Origin of the sequence: Luteimonas endophytica, from assembly GCF_029887875.1 — a bacterium.
GTDB lineage: Bacteria > Pseudomonadota > Gammaproteobacteria > Xanthomonadales > Xanthomonadaceae > Luteimonas > Luteimonas endophytica.
In genome coordinates this window covers 88862-107429 of sequence record NZ_JARXRM010000016.1, presented here as the reverse complement: position 1 = coordinate 107429, position 18568 = coordinate 88862, and the positions used below count along the sequence as shown (strand labels likewise).

The following is an 18568-nucleotide window of genomic DNA, read 5'->3' as shown; positions in this document are numbered from 1 at the left end:
AGTACGTCGCTTCCTGTCGCGCGAGGGCGGCGGAGATTGCAGCCGCAATCCTTGCCGGCTCCATGCCTTTACTGGATGGATGTCACCTGCTCGACCAACTGAGTTCAGCCGTTGAGGTTCCAGACAACGATCCGGATTTCGGCGCCTTCAGTCTGATTCAGTCCGAGACAGACGCCTTGCCCATTGGTCAGGCACGTGGCCTTTGGACCCGTGACGCGCTCGCCGGGCTTGAGCCAGAGATACAATCTGCAACAATTTGGGCCGAGCCAATCGCCTTACCAGCCTGCAAGTCAGTAGTAGCCCGGTTTGGGGCCTAACGATTCATTCAAGCCGAACCCGCTTCGCGGGTCGGCTTAACTCAGGTGTTAGCCACGATGAAACGCTACCTCCTCGCGGGCCTCTTGATTTCCACGGCGCTGGCCATCGAGTCAGCGGCTGCGTGTTCGCCTGTGCCCACGGCGAAAGCGTTCGTTCCAGACCGGTCCCGGTTCGACCGCGAGTACGACTTTCCTCTAGCCTTGTCGGTTCCAGCTCCGGTCGTGAGAGTTGTCTCAGTTCAACGCGCAAGTTCGGAAGTCGCCGGAAGCTGCGCCGCCTACGCTGTAGCGGACTTGGAGATACTAATTCCTGTCGATTCTGACTTCGAGTTGGAGGATCTCGGATTCGTGTTTCGGTCAGAAGCGGCGAGACCGCAAGATCCGTTCATGGCCTTTCCGAATTTTCCGATCGTTCCGCTTAACAGGAATTCCGAGGTATTTCGTCTAAGAGTGAGGTTGATTGATCCGCCAGCGGGATGGTCGAGGCCATTCAAGCTGCGGCTTGAGGTGTTCGCAATTAACGAGGGCCTCCAAGTAGGTCCTTCTGCTTTCGTTTTTGTAGCGGCGCCTGCGAAGGCTAACTAATCATTCAAGCCGACGCCTTCGGCGCGGCTTAACTCAGGCGTTAGGCCTAGGTGGAAGACTCTCGCAGCTTGCTTACTCGTCCTCGCTACCGCTCAGAGCGTGGCAGCAGAGTCTTCGTCCTGCCAGGAGTCCGACGCAATCCGTTTGAGCGGCCCAAACCTTTCCATCCAACAAATGGAGGCCCTAGGGCTTAAGTACGCCGCAAGAAATCCAAAGGCTCCACAGGTGCCATTCGCCTATGGCAACAAAGACTGGCTATGGCTCAAAGCCCAGTACCTCTCGGGGGATCGATTCGTCGCTTATGAGCAACTTTGGCCCCCCAGCGGCAAGGCGTTCGCTTGGGGCTATGCTCTTGTCCGTGGCCAATGTGTACTCGGGTTGCTCGGCACACGCGTGGCATAGGCCTAACAATTCATTCAAGCCGAACCCGCTTCGCGGGTCGGCTTAACTCAGGTGTTAGGCCCCATGAATAAAGAGTCTCGCCCACCGACCGAACTCGACAACGCCGACGTGCTTGAGTTTGCTCGCATCGACGCATCCGTATTGCACGATCCCGACGGTCCATACATGGTGGTGGACGGAACGAGATTGGACTCGGTGCCCGGCCTTGTTATTGCGCGCAATCAGTACGACGCGGCCGACATCTTGCTGTTCTTCTGCGACGCTGACTGGTACGTTCTGGCTGCTGCGAGCTGCCCGACAGTTGCGGAGGCGAAGCACCGTGCGGAGAGAGAGTACCGTGGCGTTTCTAGGCTCTGGCAGCATGTGGCTGGGGCCTAACAATTCATTCAAGCCGATGCCGCTTCGCGGCACGGCTTAATTCAGTTGTTAGGTGCCACATGACAGATATTCCCGTCGTACAGATCAATCAGTGGATTCGCGTGGGGCACTCGCCCGCAGTCGATGGCTTGGTCCTGGAGACCTACAGCGATGGTTCGCTCGGTGTTGGCTACTACCAGAACCACAGTAAGGCGATTAAGGACGACGTGATCTGGGACGGCTCCCACTGGCAGTTTAAGCACAGCGGCCCAAGCGGCAGCTATCTTCACGGTGCAGAGGAGGCAATGGTCAAGCGTGGGCCACTGCCGGCTAGTGGCACCTAACAATGCGTTCAAGCCGAACCCGCTTCGTTACACCACAACATGGCAGGTAAAGCTTGCCATGTTGTCGGCTCCACTACGCGGGTCGGCTTAACTTAGGTGTTAGGGCTCATGAGCATTGACACAGCAATCGGTTTGATCCTTACCGCCTGCGTTGTCTTGCTGTACTTGCCGCTACTCATTTGGCGTGCCCACTTCAAGCGGCGCACAGGGCCAACCCTCTTTGTCTATTCTCTCGTGGGGTTCGGCTTGATGTTATGCCTTGGTTTGTTGGGCTTAGTCGGTGGTTTCTTTGGTCCTCTCGTTCTCACCAATGATGCTCAAGGCCCCTTGCTTGCTTTTGCGACCACACCGCTGGGTGTAGTGATAGGTATGCTGGTCACCTGGGGCTGGTTCTACTTGCGTCGTAATGAGCCCTAACAATTCATCCAAGCCGAACCCGCTTCGCGGGTCGGCTTAATTCAGGCGTTAGGCCGCAGGAGACAGTGTGCGGGACATTGATGCAATCATTACTCAACTGGGTTCGGTGCATCCCGAGATATCGGCAGCGCAGCTCCCCGTCGTGCATCCTGGCGCTGACGACGACGGTTTATGGTTCTTCCGCCGTGCTGGCACTGACGCTGAGGTGCAACTTGAGTCCAGCACTGGCACTTGTCCGTTTCTTTGTGAGAGCTCATCGGTAACTGATAGGCTCACAGCAGACACGGTCGAGCAAGCTGTTGCGTTTGTGGTCGCCGGACTTTGCGCTTCCGGGCCAGCGGCCTAACAAGTCGTTCAAGCCGAGCCCGCATCGTTACGGCTATGATCTGAACGCTGGTCGGGGCGGGCCGGCTTAACTCAGGTGTTAGGCCTCATGGCATTTTTCATTCCAATCCAGCTGATAGAGCACACGCCTGACGCCGTGACCTACGAGTACTCGCAACCCATACGAGTAGCCGATCCCGCTAAGCCGCGGCGTTTTGTCGAGGTAGGGCACAACGTCGGGCGCGTTACTCTCTGCAAGAGCACTAGCACCGTTACCCAGATATCCGGCAGCGACTGGGACGCAAAAGGAGTGATCTTCCAGCGTGTCGCTGCCAAAGTTATCAAGCACCATCTCAATGGTCTCTATCCGGAGAACACGGCTTATGAGGCCTAACAATTCATTCAAGCCGAACCCGCTTCGCGGGTCGGCTTAATTCAGGTGTTAGCCCCCACTAGAGATTTCCATGACATTTGACAAAGTGAACGCCGATCCTCAGCCAAGCTACAGAGCGCTCATCGCCCTTCTTGTCGCAATCACGGCTCTATGGGTGGTTTCAGGGTTGTTCCTTTATCCGCTGAAACAACGGGGTACATTTGGAGATATGTTTGGCGCAGTTAACGCGCTCTTCTCGGGACTCGCGTTTGCCTCTCTCATCTATACCATCTATCTCCAACGCAATGAACTTCGTTTGCAACGACAAGAACTGCGGCTGACCCGCGCCGAGCTCGAAGGGCAAAAGCTTCAAATTGCGGCACAGAATGATTTGCTAAGAGCTGAGGGGTTTGAGAGTTCCTTCTTCCGCGTGTTAGGAATTCTCGCCGAGATTGTCAAGTCAATCGATATCCAGCGCTCAGGTAAGAATGACCTAATGGGCAGGGACTGCTTTTCATTTTTTTATCGTGACTTCCGCGTCAGATACGAACAGCTGCAGAGACAGTCAGATAGCGATGCTGTTACCCGCGCGTACATGGGGTTTTATTCCAAGTATCAGGGTGACGTTGGACACTACTTCCGAACCCTATATAACCTTGTCAAGTTTGTCGACCGAAGCTATGTGGCTGACAAGCGGTTCTACACAAACCTGATCCGCGCCCAACTATCTAGCCAAGAGCTTTTATTGCTCTTCTATAACTGTCAGACCACTCTTGGCCAAAAGAAATTTAAGCCGCTGGTCGAGCGGTACGCGTTGCTCAAAACTGTTCCATTTGAGCAACTTCTGGATGACCAGCATAAAGCTATGTACGACCCAGGCGCATATGGTGAGGGCTAACAACTCATTCAAGCCGAAGCCGCTTTGCGGCTCGGCTTAATTCTGGTGTTAAGCGGCAGCATGAAGTATGCGGATGGCACAGACATAAAGCCTGGAGACGTCGTACAGATCGACACGCAATACCGCGGCCGTGTTATTGCTTCAATGGACACAGGCGAGTACCTGCCAGGCGAGGATGGCTGGGCTTATCTTGGCACTGGCATCATGGTAGACACTGACTTTGGCGGACTTGTTCACTACACAACGGAGAAGGCAGATGATCTCGTGCTTATGCAGCGTGGGGCAGCCGCCTAACAATTCATTCAAGCCGAACCCGCTTCGCGGGTCGGCTTAATTCAGGCGTTAGCCATTTGGGGAGACTGTATGGGCTATTGGGATCTTGGTGATCCAATCTGGGAAACGGTCTCAATCTACGACGGCCCAGACACCTTCCTTCAGCGATATGCGGCTTCGCCCGAGGCTTCTCGTGTTCTATCTGCCGCGCACTGGTGCCAACCTGAGATCTGCAATGGCGGCTTTGATTAGTTTTTCTCCGACAGCACTGGCGTGCTCGCCCCGGAGGGCGTCGAGGCGTTCCGTAAGATCGGCATGTCACAAACTGCGGCACTGATAGAGCAAGCCATGTCAGCTCTTGGCCCCACTTATCCTCGAGATCGTGACGAGCGTGAGGATGCAATTGAGGCTGCGTGGGATGCGTGCGGCGACAACGAGAGCGGTCCCTTCGGGCATCTTGATGAGTCGTTCTTCGTGCTCATAGAGACAGAGAACGGTGGCTTTGGAGCGGCAGCGGATGCTTATGCGGCCTCAAATGGCTAACAATTCATTCAAGCCCAAGCCGCTTCTCGGCTCGGCCTAATTCAGGTGTAGGCGGCTCGGGAGCCATCGCTAGGTACGTTATTGGAGGCAGTACATGTCAAAGCATCTCGTTAAGGCAGTTGTGGCAGTTTTATCGTTCGGATTGATTACCGCTTGCGCAATTGTCCCTCCGGATACTTTGGTCGTGCGCGAAGGGTTGACCGCAGAGCAACTCGACGCCGATGGTGAGGTTTGTCTCGCGGAGGCAAAGGCCGCTGAGCGTGGCGAGCCTATTGCTCCGACCTCAACTCTGAACGACGACACTGCAGCCCAAATGGCTGGTTCGCTTAGCTCCGGCATGGCTAAGGGCTTTGGCGACATGGAGCGCTTCATGGCAGCGCACGACGCATGTCTTGCGCGCCTGGGTTACCGACAAGTTGAATTGACCGAGGAGCAACGCCGTCATTTTGCCAAGCTCAAGGATTCAGATAATCGCAAAGCCTATATGCTCGAGTTCAGCCGCAAAGCTATAGCTGAGGGCAAGTGAGTTCTATCGTGTCGCCGCCCAACAATTCGTTCAAGCTGAACCCGCTTCGCCGGTCGGCTTAATTCAGGCGTTAGACGCCGCAGGGAGCACGTCGTGAATGACGAGAAAGAGATCCGAAACCTCGTGGATACGTGGATGACGGCTACAAAGGCCGGTGACTCCGAGACCGTACTCGGGCTAATGACAGACGATGTAGTGTTTCTCGTCGCTGGCCAAGAGCCTTTCGGCAAGTCGGCCTTCGCCGAAGCATCGGAGGCGCAGTCCAATGCATCTGTAGAGTTCGATGGCGAGAGTGAAGTTATAGAGGTTAAGGTCCAAGGCGATTGGGCTTACGCCGTTACAAAGCTTAGAGTTACCGCTACTCAGCTTGGCAAGGAGCCCATGGTGCGCTCCGGCCATACTCTTACAATTCTGCAGAAAGATGCTGGGAAGTGGAAAATTGCCCGTGATGCAAACCTGCTTGTTCCGGTCAGTGCGTCGGAGGGTGACGCCTAACAATTCATTCAAGCCGAACCGGAGCTTCCTTCGGTTCAGTGGACACCCTGATCCAGCTTCAGGAGTGTTCCAATGCCAAAGCCGGGGTGCGGAAGAAAGGGTTTCTTCGGTTTAGTCAGCCGCGGCGCGCGCGCGCCAGGGCCTCGGCGATGGCGCTGTCGAAGGGCGCCGACTGGGCGCTGCCCGTGCCCCTGCCGCCCCGCGCCGGGCCACCGGGCCCTCGGCCGGGCTTGGGTCGCTCACCGGTGCCGCCACCGGCTCCGCGTCCGGTTTCGGAACCGGGGCGGCGCCCCGCGCCGGAGTCGCCGCGGCGTGCTCCACCGTCGCGCTCGCCGGTCGCCGCCGCGCGTTTCGCACCCGCCCCGGCGGCGCCCTCGCCGGCCGGGTCCTCCAGCCGCCGGCTCAGGGCGATGCGTCTGCGGGCGACGTCCACCTCCAGCACCTTCACCCTGACGATGTCGCCGGCCTTGACCACGTCGCGCGGGTCCTTCACGTAGCGGTCGGCGAGTGCGGAGATGTGCACCAGGCCGTCCTGATGCACGCCGATGTCGACGAAGGCGCCGAACGCGGCGACGTTGCTGACCACGCCCTCGAGCACCATGCCGGGCCGCAGGTCCTTGATGTCCTCGACGCCCTCGGCGAACTGCGCGGCCTTGAAGGCCGGGCGCGGGTCGCGGCCGGGCTTCTCCAGCTCCTTGAGGATGTCGCGCACCGTGGGCACGCCGAAGCTCGCGTCGGTGAACTGCTCCGGCTTCAGTGCGCGCACGAAGGCGCCATCGCCCATCAGCGCCCGGATCGGCCGGCCGGTGGCGGCGACGATGCGCTCGACCACCGGGTAGGCTTCGGGATGCACCGCGGAGGCGTCCAGCGGTTCGTCGCCATCGGCGATGCGCAGGAAGCCGGCGCACTGTTCGAAGGTCCGCGCGCCGAGGCGCGGCACGTCGAGCAGGTCGCGGCGGCGGCGGAACGGGCCGTTGGCGTCGCGGTGGACCACGATGTTCTCGGCCACGCCCGCCGACAGCCCGGCCACGCGCGCCAGCAGCGCCGCCGAGGCGGTGTTGACCTGCACGCCGACCGCGTTCACGCAATCCTCGACGCGGGCATCGAGCGCGCGCGCCAGCCGGTACTGGTCGACGTCGTGCTGGTACTGGCCCACGCCGATCGACTTCGGCTCGATCTTGACCAGTTCGGCCAGCGGATCCTGCAACCGGCGCGCGATCGAGACCGCGCCGCGCAGCGACACGTCCAGCCCGGGAAACTCCCGCGCCGCCAGCTCCGAGGCGGAATAGACCGAGGCGCCGGCCTCGCTGACCACGATCTTCTGCAGTTTCAGCTCGGGCGCGGCCTTGATGAGGTCCGCCGCCAGCCGGTCGGTCTCGCGCGATGCGGTACCGTTGCCGATCGCGACCAGGCGCACGCCGTGCTTCACGCACAGCGCTCGCAGCGTGTGCAGCGACTGTTCCCACTGCCGCCGCGGCTCGTGCGGGTAGATGGTGTCGGTGGCGACCAGCTTGCCGGTGGCATCGACCACCGCAAGCTTGCAGCCGGTGCGGATGCCGGGGTCGATCCCCAGCACCGGCTTCGGTCCCGCCGGCGCCGCCAGCAGCAGGTCCTTGAGGTTCTCGCCGAACACGTCGATCGCCGCGGCCTCGGCTCTTTCCCGTGCCTGGTTGACCAGGTCGATCATCAGGTGCAGGTGCAGTTTCGCGCGCCAGGCCAGGCGGCAGGCGTTGCGCAGCCAGGCATCGGCGGGGCGGCCGCGGTCGGCGATGCCGGCATGCAGGGCGATGCGGCCCTCGGCATGGGCGTGGCCGGCCTCGGCGTCGCTGCCGGGGTCGAGGTCGAGCTGCAGGAATTCCTCGCGCCGCCCGCGCAGCAGCGCCAGCATTCGATGCGAGGGAATTTTCGCCAGTGGTTCGGCGTGGTCGAAATAGTCTCGGAACTTCTCGCCGGCGGTTTGCTTGCCCTCGACCACGCGCGCGCGGATCACCCCGCGTTCGGCGAGCCAGCCGCGCAGCTCGCCCAGCAGCGCCGCGTCCTCGCCCCAGCGCTCCAGCAGGATCGCGCGCGCGCCTTCCAGCGCGGCCCTGGCATCGGCGACGCCCCGGTCCGGGTCGACGAACCCCGCGGCGTAGTCCTCGGGAACGCGGTTCGGATCCTGCAGCAGCCCGTCGGCCAGCGGTTCCAGCCCGGCTTCGCGCGCGATCTGGGCGCGGGTGCGGCGCTTCGGCTTGTACGGCAGGTACAGGTCCTCGAGCCGCGCCTTGCTGTCGGCGGCGGCGATGTCGGCGCGCAGCGCGTCGGTGAGCTTGCCCTGCTCGTCGATGCTGGCGAGGATCGTGGCGCGGCGGTCTTCGAGTTCGCGCAGGTAGGCCAGCCGGGTCTCGAGGTCGCGCAACTGGGTGTCGTCCAGCCCGCCGGTGGCTTCCTTGCGGTAGCGGGCGACGAACGGCACCGTCGCACCGCCGTCGAGCAGGGCGATGGCGGCCTCCGCCTGGGCGGGGCGGGCGCCGATCTCGGCGGCGATGGTCTCGGCGATGCGTCGGGCGAGTTGCGGGTTCGATTCGGACATGATGTGCGTGCCGGGCGGCGGCGGCCGCGGAGCGGGAATTGTGGCAACCGTGGCGTCGCGGCGGTAGCGGTTGACTTCGACGAAGGCCTCCGCCGTAGGACCGGCCCATGGCCGCGAAGCCGCGGGAGGCTCCGTCCGGATTGGCGGCGATTCCCGGCGTTGGTAGCCGCGCCGGTCTTCGCATACATGCCACGCTCCTGCGGGGCGATGCGGCCGCGAAGGCCGGAGCAGCGCGTCGCGCACCGCCAAAAGGGGGCTCAGAAACCGCGGATGGACGTGGCCCTCTCCTCGCGGCGCCGCCGCCACGGCAGCGGAACGCCGAACAGCACCAGCGCGGCCCAGGCCAGGCGGCTGGACCAGGTCTCGCGGTCCGGCGGCTGCAGGTGGCCGGCCAGGAGCGGCGGATCGACTTCATCGCCGAGCGCATAGGCGCCCTCGTCGAGCGCCTGGAGGATGCGGCGCGCATGCATCGCCTGCTCCTCGGCCACGCGCAGCTTCACCCCGCCGATCGCCAGCCGCCATTCCCAGTTGGCCAGTGCGCTGTGCTCGTCGCCCAGGTGCGCCTCGATGCCCTCGGCCAGGAGCAGGCCACAGGCGATGCGCGCCTCGATCGGGTCGCTGTAGGTGGCGACGATGACCAGCATGGGCGGGAGTCGACGGGCGGCCGGGCAGCGGCGGTCAACGCAGGGTACGCTTGGGCCATGGACACCGCCAAGCCGACTGTCGCACGCAGGTGCATTCCGCTGATCGTCCTGGCCCTCGGGGCCGCCGGCTGTACCGGCCAGCCCGATGCGCCCCCTGCGCCGGCCGCCGCGGCCGGCGATCCCGCGCTGCCGACGCGGGTGCTCGACTGGCCGTTGCCGGGCGCCACGCCCGGCACCTCCGCGCCGGACCTGGCGCTGGCGCCGGACGGCCGCATCCTGCTGTCCTGGCTCGATTCGCAGCCCGGGCGGCGGCACCTGTTCCGCTTCAGCGCCTGGGATACCGCGCAGCAGCGCTGGCGGAACGCGCCCGCGACGATCGCCGTCGGCAACCGCATGTTCGTCAACTGGGCCGACACCCCGCACATCCTCGCCACGGCCGACGGTGCGCTGTGGGCGCACTGGCTGCAGAAGACCGCGGACGCGCCCTACGCCTACGACGTGGTGATGACCCGCTCGCAGGACGGCGGCGCCAACTGGGCGCCGCCGGTCTCGCCGCACGACGATGGCACCCCGACCGAGCACGGCTTCGTCTCGCTGTGGCCGCAGGGCCGCGACCTGCTCGGCATCGCCTGGCTGGACGGCCGCAACACCGGTGGCGGCGATGGCCATGGCGCACATGGCGGCGGGGGCGCGATGATGCTGCGCTCGGCGCTGTTCGATGCCGGGCTGCGGCCGGTGCACGAGGCCACCGTGGACACCCGCACCTGCGAGTGCTGCAAGACCGACGTGGCGATGACCGACCGTGGCGCGCTGCTGGTCTACCGCGGCCGCACCGGCGAGGAGATCCGCGACATCCTCGCCACCCGGCTGGAGGGCAATGCCTGGACCGCGCCGAAGCGGGTGCACGCCGACGACTGGACCATGCCGGCCTGCCCGGTGAACGGCCCCGACATCGACGCGCGCGGCAGCGATGCGGTGGTGGCCTGGTACACCGCCGCCGGCGACGAGCCGCAGGTGCGGATGGCCCACAGCGAGGACGCCGGCGACAGCTTCGGCGAGCCGCTGGTGCTAGACCGCGGCGGCGGGGTGCACGGCCGCGTCGCGGTGGCGCTGGACGAACGCCAGGTCCGGGTGCTGTGGCTGCGCGAGGACGGCGAGGGGCAGTCGCTGTGGTATGCGCGGCTGGCGCCGGATCTGTCGCGCGAGTTCGAGCGCATCGAGCTGGCGAGGCTGGTGGGCCGCGGGCGCGCGACAGGGTTTCCGCGGCTGGTGGTGCACGAGGGTATCGCCCACGCGGTATGGACCGATGTGATCGATGGACGGCCGCAGCTGCGCGGCGCGCGGCTGCTGGCGGGCGGGTGAGCTCCGCGCGTCTCTCGTAGGCGCGGCCCGTGGCCGCGAAGGCCGCGGGGGGCTCCGGTCGGGCGGGCGGTGATTCCAGGCTGGGCCGCGGTGCGGGCTTTCGCGTGCATGGCACGCTCCTACGGGGGCCGGGGTGCGGCGCGAGCGGTGGTGTGCGAGGCTGGCGTTCGGCCGCTGACGGAGACACGCATGGACCTGGGCATGATCGGGCTGGGCCGGATGGGCGCGAACATGGGCGAGCGGCTGCTGCGCGGCGGGCACCGCGTGGCCGGCTACGATCCCGGCGAGGCGGCGCGCGCCGCCGCGGCCGCGCGCGGCATCGAGACGGTCGAGAGCCTGGCGGCGCTGGTCGATGCGTTGCCGGCGCCGCGCGCGCTGTGGCTGATGGTACCGGCCGGCCCCATCGTCGACGACACCATCGCCGCATTGCGCCCGCTGCTGGCCGCCGGCGATACGGTGATCGACGGCGGCAACAGTTTCTATCGCGACAGCCAGCGCCGCGCGGAGCAGCTGGCCGCCGCCGGCCTCGGCTGGCTGGATGTCGGCACCAGCGGGGGGATCTGGGGGCTGGAGGAGGGCTACAGCCTCACCGTCGGCGGCGATGCCGCGCTGGCCGGCCGGCTGGCGCCGCTGTTCGCCAGCCTGGCGCCGGCGCCCGATCGCGGCTGGGGCCACGTCGGGCCGGCGGGCGCGGGGCACTTCGCCAAGATGGTGCACAACGGGATCGAGTACGGGCTGATGCAGGCCTATGCCGAAGGGTTCGCGATCCTGCAGCGCAAGGAGGCGCTGGGCTTCGACCTTGCGCAGGTCGCCGAGATCTGGCGCGAGGGCAGCGTGGTGCGCTCGTGGCTGCTGGACCTGTGCGCCGGGTCGCTGCGCGACAACCCGGGGCTCGAGGGCATCGCGCCGTACGTGGCCGACTCCGGCGAGGGCCGCTGGACCGTGGCCGAAGCGATCGATCTGGACGTGGCCGCGCCGGTGATCACCCAGGCGCTGATCGAGCGGCTGCGCTCGCGCGACGACGCCGCCTTCGCCGACCGGCTGCTGGCAGCGCTGCGCGATGCCTTCGGCGGGCACGGCGTGCGGCACGACTGAGGCACGTCCGACGCGATCGTTCCGTAGGAGCGTGCCATGCACGCGAACGCCCGCGCGGCGGCAAACGCCCGCGATCGCCGCCCGCTTGGCCGGAGACATCCGCGGCCCTCGCGGCCATGGGCGCTCCTACGGTGGGGCGGGCGTGGTCCCTGGGCGCGAACCCGCACGGACGGCACGCTGCATTGCGCAGCGCAACGCAGATCGGCCGGCGGAGATCGCGTATTTTCGCTGTCTGGTCCCAGTGAGTGTCCGCCATGCCCGAGCCAACCCAGCTGCTGGCGTTCGCGCTGATCTCGCTGGGCATGGTGCTCACGCCGGGGCCGAACATGGTCTACCTGATCTCGCGCTCGATCGCGCAGGGGCCGGCGGCCGGGCTGATCTCGCTGGGCGGGGTGGCGCTGGGGTTCGTGTTCTACATGGTCTGCGCCGCGTTCGGCATCACCGCGCTGGTGATGGCGGTGCCCTACGCCTACGACGCGCTGCGCCTGGCCGGTGCCGGCTATCTGCTGTACCTGGCCTGGCAGGCCCTGCGCCCCGGCGGGCGCTCGCCCTTCCAGGTGCGCGCGCTGCCGAAGGACAGCCCGCGCCGGCTGTTCGCGATGGGCCTGGTGACCAACCTGCTCAATCCGAAAGCCGCGGTGCTGTACCTGTCGCTGCTGCCGCAGTTCATCGATCCGGCCCAGGGCAACGTGCTCGGGCAGTCGATCCTGCTCGGCAGCCTGCAGATCGCCATCAGCGTGATGGTCAACGCGCTGATCGCGATCCTCGCCGGGGCGATCGCCGGGTTCCTGGCGGCGCGCCCGCTGTGGCTGCTGGCGCAGCGCTGGCTGATGGGCACCGCCCTGGCCGCGTTCGCGGTGAAGATGGCGGCGGAGGTCCGCCGCTGAGGTCCGCCGCCGAGGCGGTCAGCCGGGCCCGGGGCGGACCGCAGCGCCGGTCCGCGCGCTTTCGAGGCCGGCCTCCAGCACCCGCATCACCTCCAGCGCCTGCACCGCGGTGACCGGCGGCGCGGCCTGGCCGAGGATCGCGGCGCGGATGCCGGCGTAGTACGCGCGGTAGTCCCCAGGCACGCTGGCGACCGGCTCGCGGCGCAGGCCTTCGCCGGCAGTGCGCACCAGCTCGCCCGGCTCAGGGCGCTCATCCCAGCCTGGCGAGCCGGGCACCACGCCGGCGCGCAGCCGCGCTTCCTGCGGGTCCAGGCCGTGCTTGACGAAACTGCCGCCGGTGCCGTGCGCGGCCAGGCGCAGGCTGCCGGCGGCGCACAGCGTGGAGGCATGCAGCAGCGCCCGCCGGCGCGGCCAGCGCAGGGTGGCCTGGAACCAGTCGTCGACGCCGGCACCGTCGCGCATCGCCGCCAGGTCGGCCTGTACCGTCTCCGGCATGCCGAACAGCTGCAGCGCCTGGTCGACCAGGTGCGGCCCGAGGTCGAACCACAGCCCCGCGCCCGGCCCCGGCCGCTCGCGCCAGCGGTCCGGCACCTCCGGGCGGAACCGGTCGAAGTGCGACTGCAGCTCGACGATCTCGCCCAGCGCGCCCGCGTCGAGCAGGCCGCGCAGGGTGAGGAAGTCGGTATCCCAGCGGCGGTTGTGGAACACGCTGACCATGCGCCCGGCCCGCTCCGCCGCCGCGACCACCGCGCCGGCCTCGGCCAGCGAGACCGCGAACGGTTTGTCCACCACCACGTGGCGCCCCGCGCGCAACGCCTCCAGCGCCAGCGGCGCATGGCTGGGGTTGGGCGTGGCGATCACCACCAGATCGATCGCCGGATCGGCGAACGCGGCCTGCGGCTGGGCGACCACCCGTGCCTGTGGGTGATCCGCGCGCACCGCCGCCGCGCGGCCCGAGACCACGGTATGCAGGGCCAGGCCCGGGGTGTGCGCGATCAGCGGCGCGTGGAACACCCGCCCGGCGAACCCGTAGCCCACCAGGGCGGCATTGAGGACCGGCTTCAAGGGCGTGCTCCGCCGTGGAAGCGTTGCCGTGGGGAAAGCCAGGTGGACATGGGCGCGCTCCGGTCGGGCTGCCGCGATTATCCCGCCAGCGGCGATCGGGAGGGCGCTTGGCCCCCAGGCATGAAGTCATGGTGCCCTCATGCACGCCCGCCCGGCGCCGGCGCCATGTTGGAATCGCGTCTGCGTACGCAACAGGAGCCCCGCGATGAATCTCCGGCTTCGCACTGCGGTCTTGCCGCTCGCCGCTGCCGCGGCCCTGGCGGCGACCGGCGCCGCCGCTGCCGCGGATCCCGCGCAGTGTTCGCGCATCGTCGACGTGGAGCTGCCGGCGGAGGTGCATCTCGGCGACGCGCGGATCGACTTCACCGGCGCAGGCGTGGACACCAGCATCGACGCCGAGGCGCTGGTGCTGGACGGCCGCCGCGTGGCGCACGGCGACCCCGGGTACTACGAGGACCTGCGCCGCTTCCTCGGCGAGGCCGACCGGACCGCGCGCGAGGTCAAGCCGATGGCGGCGATCTTCCGCGGCCGCGGCGCCGAGGTGGCGGAAGCGGCGACGCGCATGTGCGGCGCGATCCTGGCGCTGGCCGAATCCTCGGCCCGGGTCGAGGCCGCGGTACCGGGGTTCGTCTCGCCGGTGCGGATCCGGCTGGAGTAGCCGCGCCGGCGGAGGCGCTATTCGCGCAGCGCCAGCAGCGCCTCCATCAGGTCCTCGTCGGCGCTGGAGCACACGCCGAGCACCACCGCCTCCTCGCAGCCCCGGTCGACCAGGTAGGCGTGGCCCATGTTGCTGTCCAGGTAGATCGACTGGCCGGCGTCGAGTACCACCGGGTCGTAGAACTCGGTGTGGACCTGGATGCGGCCCTCGAGGACGTGGATGTACTCCTCGCCGGAATGGCGGACCAGTTCGCCGAACTCCTCGACCGACTTGGCGCGGATCCGGGTCACCACCGGGATCATGCGCTTGCGGCGCAGTTCCGGGCACAGGAAGTAGTAGTCGTAGTTGTCGGTGGTGACGCGGATCGCCTTGTCCAGGTCGCCGATGCTGCGGCGTGCGGTCACCGCCGACGCTTCCGCGCCCGGCGCCGGCTCGGCGAACAGCTCGGACATGCGCACGTTGAGCTTCTGGCTGAGCTGCTGCAGCTTGTCGTAGGTCAGGGTGAGGCGGTCGTGCTCGACCTTCGACAGGGTCGACAGCGGGATCCCGGTGCGCTCGCTCATCTGCTTCAGCGTCCAGCCGTTGCGGGTCCTCAGCCCGCGCAGCAGGGCGCCGAGGGTCGGGAGTTTCGGGTTCATCGGGACGATCTTCTCCGAGGATCGGTGCAGCGGTGGCGGTGTCCTGATCAGGATGCCCCGCGCGGGACCGGACCGCCAGCCGGATGCGGCGACATCGCGTCTTCCCTGGCCGCGCAGGGCCCGGCCGGGCCACCGGGCACCCGCTCCTTTCTCCAGTCAGGATGTTCGTGGCTCGACTGGGAGTATAGGCCAATGGTCCGCTGCGCTCCGCGGATCGGTCGTCGCAGCCGGCAGTGCGGCCTGGCTACCACTCGAACAGCTCGAAATAGGTCTGCGGCGGATCGTCGATGTCGCTGTCGAGGCTGCCGTCGCCATCGCGGTCGTAGAGGAAGTACTCCGGTCCGCGGGCCGGCTGCACCCGCACCATCCGCAACTGGTTGCCGACGCGGTACTCGGTAATGACGTCGCCGTTGGGCTCGGTGCGGGTGTTTTCCACCGCGTTGGCCGGGACCTCCGGGCGATCGGGCGCGCCCACGGTAGCGCAGGCGGCGAGCGCGAGCAGCGGGATCAGCAGCAGGAATTTCATCGCGGGCTCCGGAAACGGTTCGCATCGATTATGCGCCCGGCCCCGGCCACCGGCCGTGATCGGTTCGGCAGGCGCAGGGATCGACGCCGGCCAGGCATCGCCGCCGCAAGGACGCTCCCGCGGCCTTGGCGGCCACGGGGCCGCTGCTAGCGAAGTGCGCCGCGGCCCGCCGGTTTAGAATCGGCGGATGACACGACTGGTCCTGATCGACGGCTCCTCCTACCTCTACCGCGCCTTCCACGCGCTGCCGCCGCTGGCCAACGCCCAGGGCGAGCCCACCGGCGCCCTGTTCGGGGTGGTCAACATGCTGCGCGCGACGCTGAAGGAGCAGCCGGACTTCGTGGCGTTCGTGGTGGACGCCCCGGGCAGGACCTTCCGCGACGACCTCTACCCCGAGTACAAGGCCAACCGCCCGCCGATGCCCGACGAGCTGCGTGCGCAGCTGCAGCCGATGTGCGACATCGTCGAGGCGCTGGGGATCAGCATCCTGCGCGAGGACGGGGTGGAGGCCGACGACGTGATCGGCACCCTGGCCCTGGCCGCGGCCCGCGACGGCATCGACGTCACCGTCTCCACCAGCGACAAGGACTTCGCCCAGCTGGTGCAGCCGGGCATCGCCCTGGTCAACACCATGAGCGGCAGCCGCCTGGACAGCGAGGCGGCGGTGATCGACAAGTTCGGCGTGCGCCCGTCGCAGATCGTCGACCTGCTGGCGCTGATGGGCGACACCGTCGACAACGTCCGCGGCGTGGACAAGTGCGGGCCGAAGACCGCGGCCAAGTGGCTGGGGGAATACGAATCGCTCGACGGGGTGATCGCCAATGCCGCCAACATCAAGGGCAAGATCGGCGACAACCTGCGCGCGGTGCTGGAGCGGCTGCCGCTCAACCGCGAGCTGGTGACGATCCGGACCGACGTGCCGATGGCGCGTGGGCCGCGCCAGCTCGCGCTGCGCCCGCGCGACGTCGAGGCGCTGCGCATGCTGTACGCCCGCTACGGCTTCACCCAGGCGCTGCGCGAGCTGGAAGGGGCCGGCGCGGTGCCGGCCGACGCCGCCGGCGACCGCGTCAGCGTGCGCGGCACCGAGGCGGGCTACGCGCGCCCGGCGGCCGCGGCCGCCGAGGGCGTCGACCCGGCCTTGGCCGCGCCGGGCGAGTACGAGACCGTGCTCGACCAGGCCCGGCTCGATGCCTGGATCGAACGCATGCGCGCCGCGCCGGAATTCGCCTTCGACACCGAGACCGATTCGCTGGACCCGATGCGGGCCAGCCTGGTCGGCATCAGCGTCAGCGTCGAGCCGGGCAGCGCCGCCTATCTGCCGCTGGCGCACGACTACGGCGGCGCTCCCGTGCAGCTCGATCGCGACCAGGCGCTGGCCGCGCTGCGGCCGCTGTTCGAAGACCCGGGCAAGCGCAAGGTCGGCCACCACGGCAAGTACGACCTGCACGTGCTGCGCCGCCACGGGGTGGCGGTGCAGGGTTATGCCGACGACAGCATGCTGGAGAGCTTCATCTTCAACGCCACCGCCAGCCGCCACGACATGGACTCGCTGGCGCTGCGCTACCTCGGCTACACCACGGTCAAGTACGCCGACGTGGCGGGCAAGGGCGCCAAGGCGATTCCCTTCTCGCAGGTCGCGCTGGACGACGCCACCCGCTACGCCGCCGAGGATGCCGACATCACCCTGCGCCTGCACCGGCTGCTGGGCCCGAAGCTGGCCGCGGTGCCGGCGCTGGAACAGGTCTACCGCGGGATCGAGATCCCGCTGGTGCCGGTGCTGGCGCGGATCGAGGCCAACGGCGTGCGCATCGACGCCGACGAGCTGCGCCGCCAGACCGCCGACCTGTCTCGGCGCATGCTGGCGCTGCAGCAGCAGGCCACCGAACTGGCCGGGCGCAGCTTCAACCTCGACTCGCCGAAGCAGGTCTGTGCGCTGCTGTTCGAGGAGCTGAAGCTGCCGGCGCTGGTGAAGACGCCCAAGGGCCAGCCGTCGGCCAACGAGGAGGCGCTGGAGGCGATCGCCGACCTGCACGAGCTGCCGCGGGTGATCCTGGAGTACCGCGCGCTGGCGAAGCTGCGCAGCACCTACACCGAAAAGCTCTCCGAGATGGTCAACCCGGCCACCGGCCGGGTCCACACCAGCTTCCACCAGGCCGGCGCCGCCACCGGGCGGCTGGCGTCCAGCGATCCCAACTTGCAGAACATCCCGATCCGCACCGAGGACGGGCGCCGGATCCGCCGCGCCTTCGTCGCCGATCCCGGCAACCGCATCGTCGCCTGCGACTACTCGCAGATCGAGCTGCGGATCATGGCGCACCTGTCGCGGGACGAGGGTCTGCTGAGGGCGTTCGCCTCCGGCGCCGACATCCACCGCGCCACCGCGGCGGAGGTGTTCGGCAGGCCGATGGACGCCGTGACCCCGAACGAGCGCCGCGCCGCCAAGGCGATCAACTTCGGCCTGATGTACGGCATGAGCGCGTTCGGGCTGGCGCGCAACCTCGGCATCGGCCGCGGCGAGGCGCAGGACTACATCGCGCTGTACTTCTCGCGCTATCCAGGCGTGCGCGATTTCATGGAGCGCACCCGCGAGCAGGCGCGCGAGCAGGGCTACGTGGAGACGGTGTTCGGTCGCCGCCTGTACCTGGAGAACATCGCCGCCCGCAACCAGGGCCTGCGCGCCGGCGCCGAGCGCGCGGCGATCAACGCGCCGATGCAGGGCACCGCGGCGGACATCATCAAGCGCGCGATGATCGCCATCGACGCCTGGCTGGCCACCCAGCCGCCGGGCGCGGCGCGGATGATCCTGCAGGTCCACGACGAACTGGTGTTCGAGGCTGCGGCCGGGTTCGTCGACACCCTGCTGGCGGAGGTGGTGCCGCGGATGACCGGCGCCGCCGAACTGCGGGTGCCGCTGGTGGTCGACAGCGGCACCGGCGACAACTGGGACGAGGCCCATTAGGCGGGCGCCTGATCGACGGCGCCTATCGGATCCATTCAGTGGGAACGACCGTTTTCGGGCTGGGTAAATGCAGGCTGAATCCTGCGGAAATTTAACCGGAATCTTCACGAACCATCCATGTGCGGAATGGTCATATAGCTCGCGACAGATGCAACGTCTGTCGCTGATCTCTCCCTTCCCCTGGAGTGATCCCGGAACGTAAGGCTTCTCCCCGAGCCCCGTTCCACCGAGCCCCGCCGGCCCCCCCTGCCTGCGGGGCTTTTTATTGCGCCGTGATTGGGGATCGGTCGTTCGTGATCAGCAAAAAG

General features: G+C 67.1%; 18 protein-coding genes and 1 pseudogene. 14 read left to right on the top strand and 5 right to left on the bottom strand.

What is annotated here, in order from left to right:
• The 9 genes and pseudogenes from QFW77_RS03605 to QFW77_RS03570 all read left to right on the top strand — a co-directional run.
• A partial coding sequence (locus QFW77_RS03605; protein ID WP_280572925.1) for a hypothetical protein occupies positions 1-317 on the top strand: 317 nt, incomplete at its 5' end.
• Between the two features lie 1050 nt (positions 318-1367).
• Complete coding sequence (locus QFW77_RS03600) at positions 1368-1682, top strand: hypothetical protein (RefSeq protein ID WP_280572924.1); 315 nt, start codon at positions 1368-1370, stop codon at positions 1680-1682.
• 59 nt (positions 1683-1741) lie between these two features.
• Positions 1742-2005, top strand: coding sequence for a hypothetical protein (locus tag QFW77_RS03595; protein ID WP_280572923.1), 264 nt, complete (start codon positions 1742-1744; stop codon positions 2003-2005).
• Positions 2006-2113: 108 nt separating this feature from the next.
• Complete coding sequence (locus QFW77_RS03590) at positions 2114-2422, top strand: hypothetical protein (RefSeq protein WP_280572922.1); 309 nt, start codon at positions 2114-2116, stop codon at positions 2420-2422.
• A gap of 433 nt (positions 2423-2855) precedes the next feature.
• Complete coding sequence (locus QFW77_RS03585) at positions 2856-3140, top strand: hypothetical protein (protein ID WP_280572921.1); 285 nt, start codon at positions 2856-2858, stop codon at positions 3138-3140.
• A gap of 70 nt (positions 3141-3210) precedes the next feature.
• Entirely contained in the window at positions 3211-4017 is an 807-nt protein-coding gene (locus QFW77_RS03580; RefSeq protein WP_280572920.1) for a putative phage abortive infection protein, read from the top strand.
• A 537-nt stretch (positions 4018-4554) separates the two neighbouring features.
• A pseudogene (locus QFW77_RS19095) lies at positions 4555-4833 on the top strand (DMP19 family protein); the annotation flags it as partial.
• Positions 4834-4927: 94 nt separating this feature from the next.
• On the top strand, positions 4928-5359 hold the full coding sequence (locus tag QFW77_RS03575) for a hypothetical protein (RefSeq protein WP_280572919.1): 432 nt from the start codon (positions 4928-4930) through the stop codon (positions 5357-5359).
• A 93-nt stretch (positions 5360-5452) separates the two neighbouring features.
• Positions 5453-5854 (top strand): YybH family protein, encoded by a 402-nt coding sequence (locus tag QFW77_RS03570; protein WP_280572918.1) that lies wholly within the window; start codon positions 5453-5455, stop codon positions 5852-5854.
• Positions 5855-5969: 115 nt separating this feature from the next.
• On the opposite strand, the gene QFW77_RS03565 is transcribed toward QFW77_RS03570, so the two are convergent.
• Positions 5970-8426, bottom strand: coding sequence for a Tex family protein (locus QFW77_RS03565; RefSeq protein WP_280572917.1), 2457 nt, complete (start codon positions 8424-8426; stop codon positions 5970-5972).
• A gap of 257 nt (positions 8427-8683) precedes the next feature.
• Complete coding sequence (locus tag QFW77_RS03560; RefSeq protein ID WP_280572916.1) at positions 8684-9070, bottom strand: putative signal transducing protein; 387 nt, start codon at positions 9068-9070, stop codon at positions 8684-8686.
• A gap of 57 nt (positions 9071-9127) precedes the next feature.
• Between QFW77_RS03560 and QFW77_RS03555 the strand changes: the two genes are divergently transcribed.
• The 3 genes from QFW77_RS03555 (at position 9128) to QFW77_RS03545 (ending at position 12414) form a co-directional block, all read left to right on the top strand.
• Positions 9128-10432, top strand: coding sequence for a sialidase family protein (locus QFW77_RS03555; protein ID WP_280572915.1), 1305 nt, complete (start codon positions 9128-9130; stop codon positions 10430-10432).
• 189 nt (positions 10433-10621) lie between these two features.
• Positions 10622-11527: a phosphogluconate dehydrogenase (NAD(+)-dependent, decarboxylating) gene (gene gnd, locus QFW77_RS03550; RefSeq protein WP_280572914.1), complete on the top strand. Its 906-nt coding sequence runs from the start codon at positions 10622-10624 to the stop codon at positions 11525-11527.
• Positions 11528-11781: 254 nt separating this feature from the next.
• Entirely contained in the window at positions 11782-12414 is a 633-nt protein-coding gene (locus QFW77_RS03545; RefSeq protein ID WP_280572913.1) for a LysE family translocator, read from the top strand.
• Positions 12415-12432: 18 nt separating this feature from the next.
• Here QFW77_RS03545 and QFW77_RS03540 read toward each other — a convergent pair whose 3' ends face one another.
• Positions 12433-13479, bottom strand: a complete 1047-nt coding sequence (locus QFW77_RS03540) for an oxidoreductase (RefSeq protein WP_280572912.1) — start codon at positions 13477-13479, stop codon at positions 12433-12435.
• A 205-nt stretch (positions 13480-13684) separates the two neighbouring features.
• Between QFW77_RS03540 and QFW77_RS03535 the strand changes: the two genes are divergently transcribed.
• Positions 13685-14137, top strand: a complete 453-nt coding sequence (locus QFW77_RS03535) for a hypothetical protein (protein WP_280572911.1) — start codon at positions 13685-13687, stop codon at positions 14135-14137.
• Between the two features lie 17 nt (positions 14138-14154).
• Here QFW77_RS03535 and QFW77_RS03530 read toward each other — a convergent pair whose 3' ends face one another.
• Positions 14155-14775 (bottom strand): helix-turn-helix domain-containing protein, encoded by a 621-nt coding sequence (locus QFW77_RS03530; RefSeq protein ID WP_280572909.1) that lies wholly within the window; start codon positions 14773-14775, stop codon positions 14155-14157.
• A gap of 244 nt (positions 14776-15019) precedes the next feature.
• Positions 15020-15301: a DUF2782 domain-containing protein gene (locus QFW77_RS03525; RefSeq protein ID WP_280572907.1), complete on the bottom strand. Its 282-nt coding sequence runs from the start codon at positions 15299-15301 to the stop codon at positions 15020-15022.
• A 187-nt stretch (positions 15302-15488) separates the two neighbouring features.
• On the opposite strand from QFW77_RS03525, the gene polA reads away from it, so the two are divergent.
• Positions 15489-18260 carry a DNA polymerase I gene (gene polA, locus QFW77_RS03520; protein WP_280572905.1) on the top strand — a complete coding sequence of 924 codons (2772 nt, stop codon included), beginning with the start codon at positions 15489-15491 and terminating at the stop codon, positions 18258-18260.
• Positions 18261-18568: the final 308 nt, after the last annotated feature.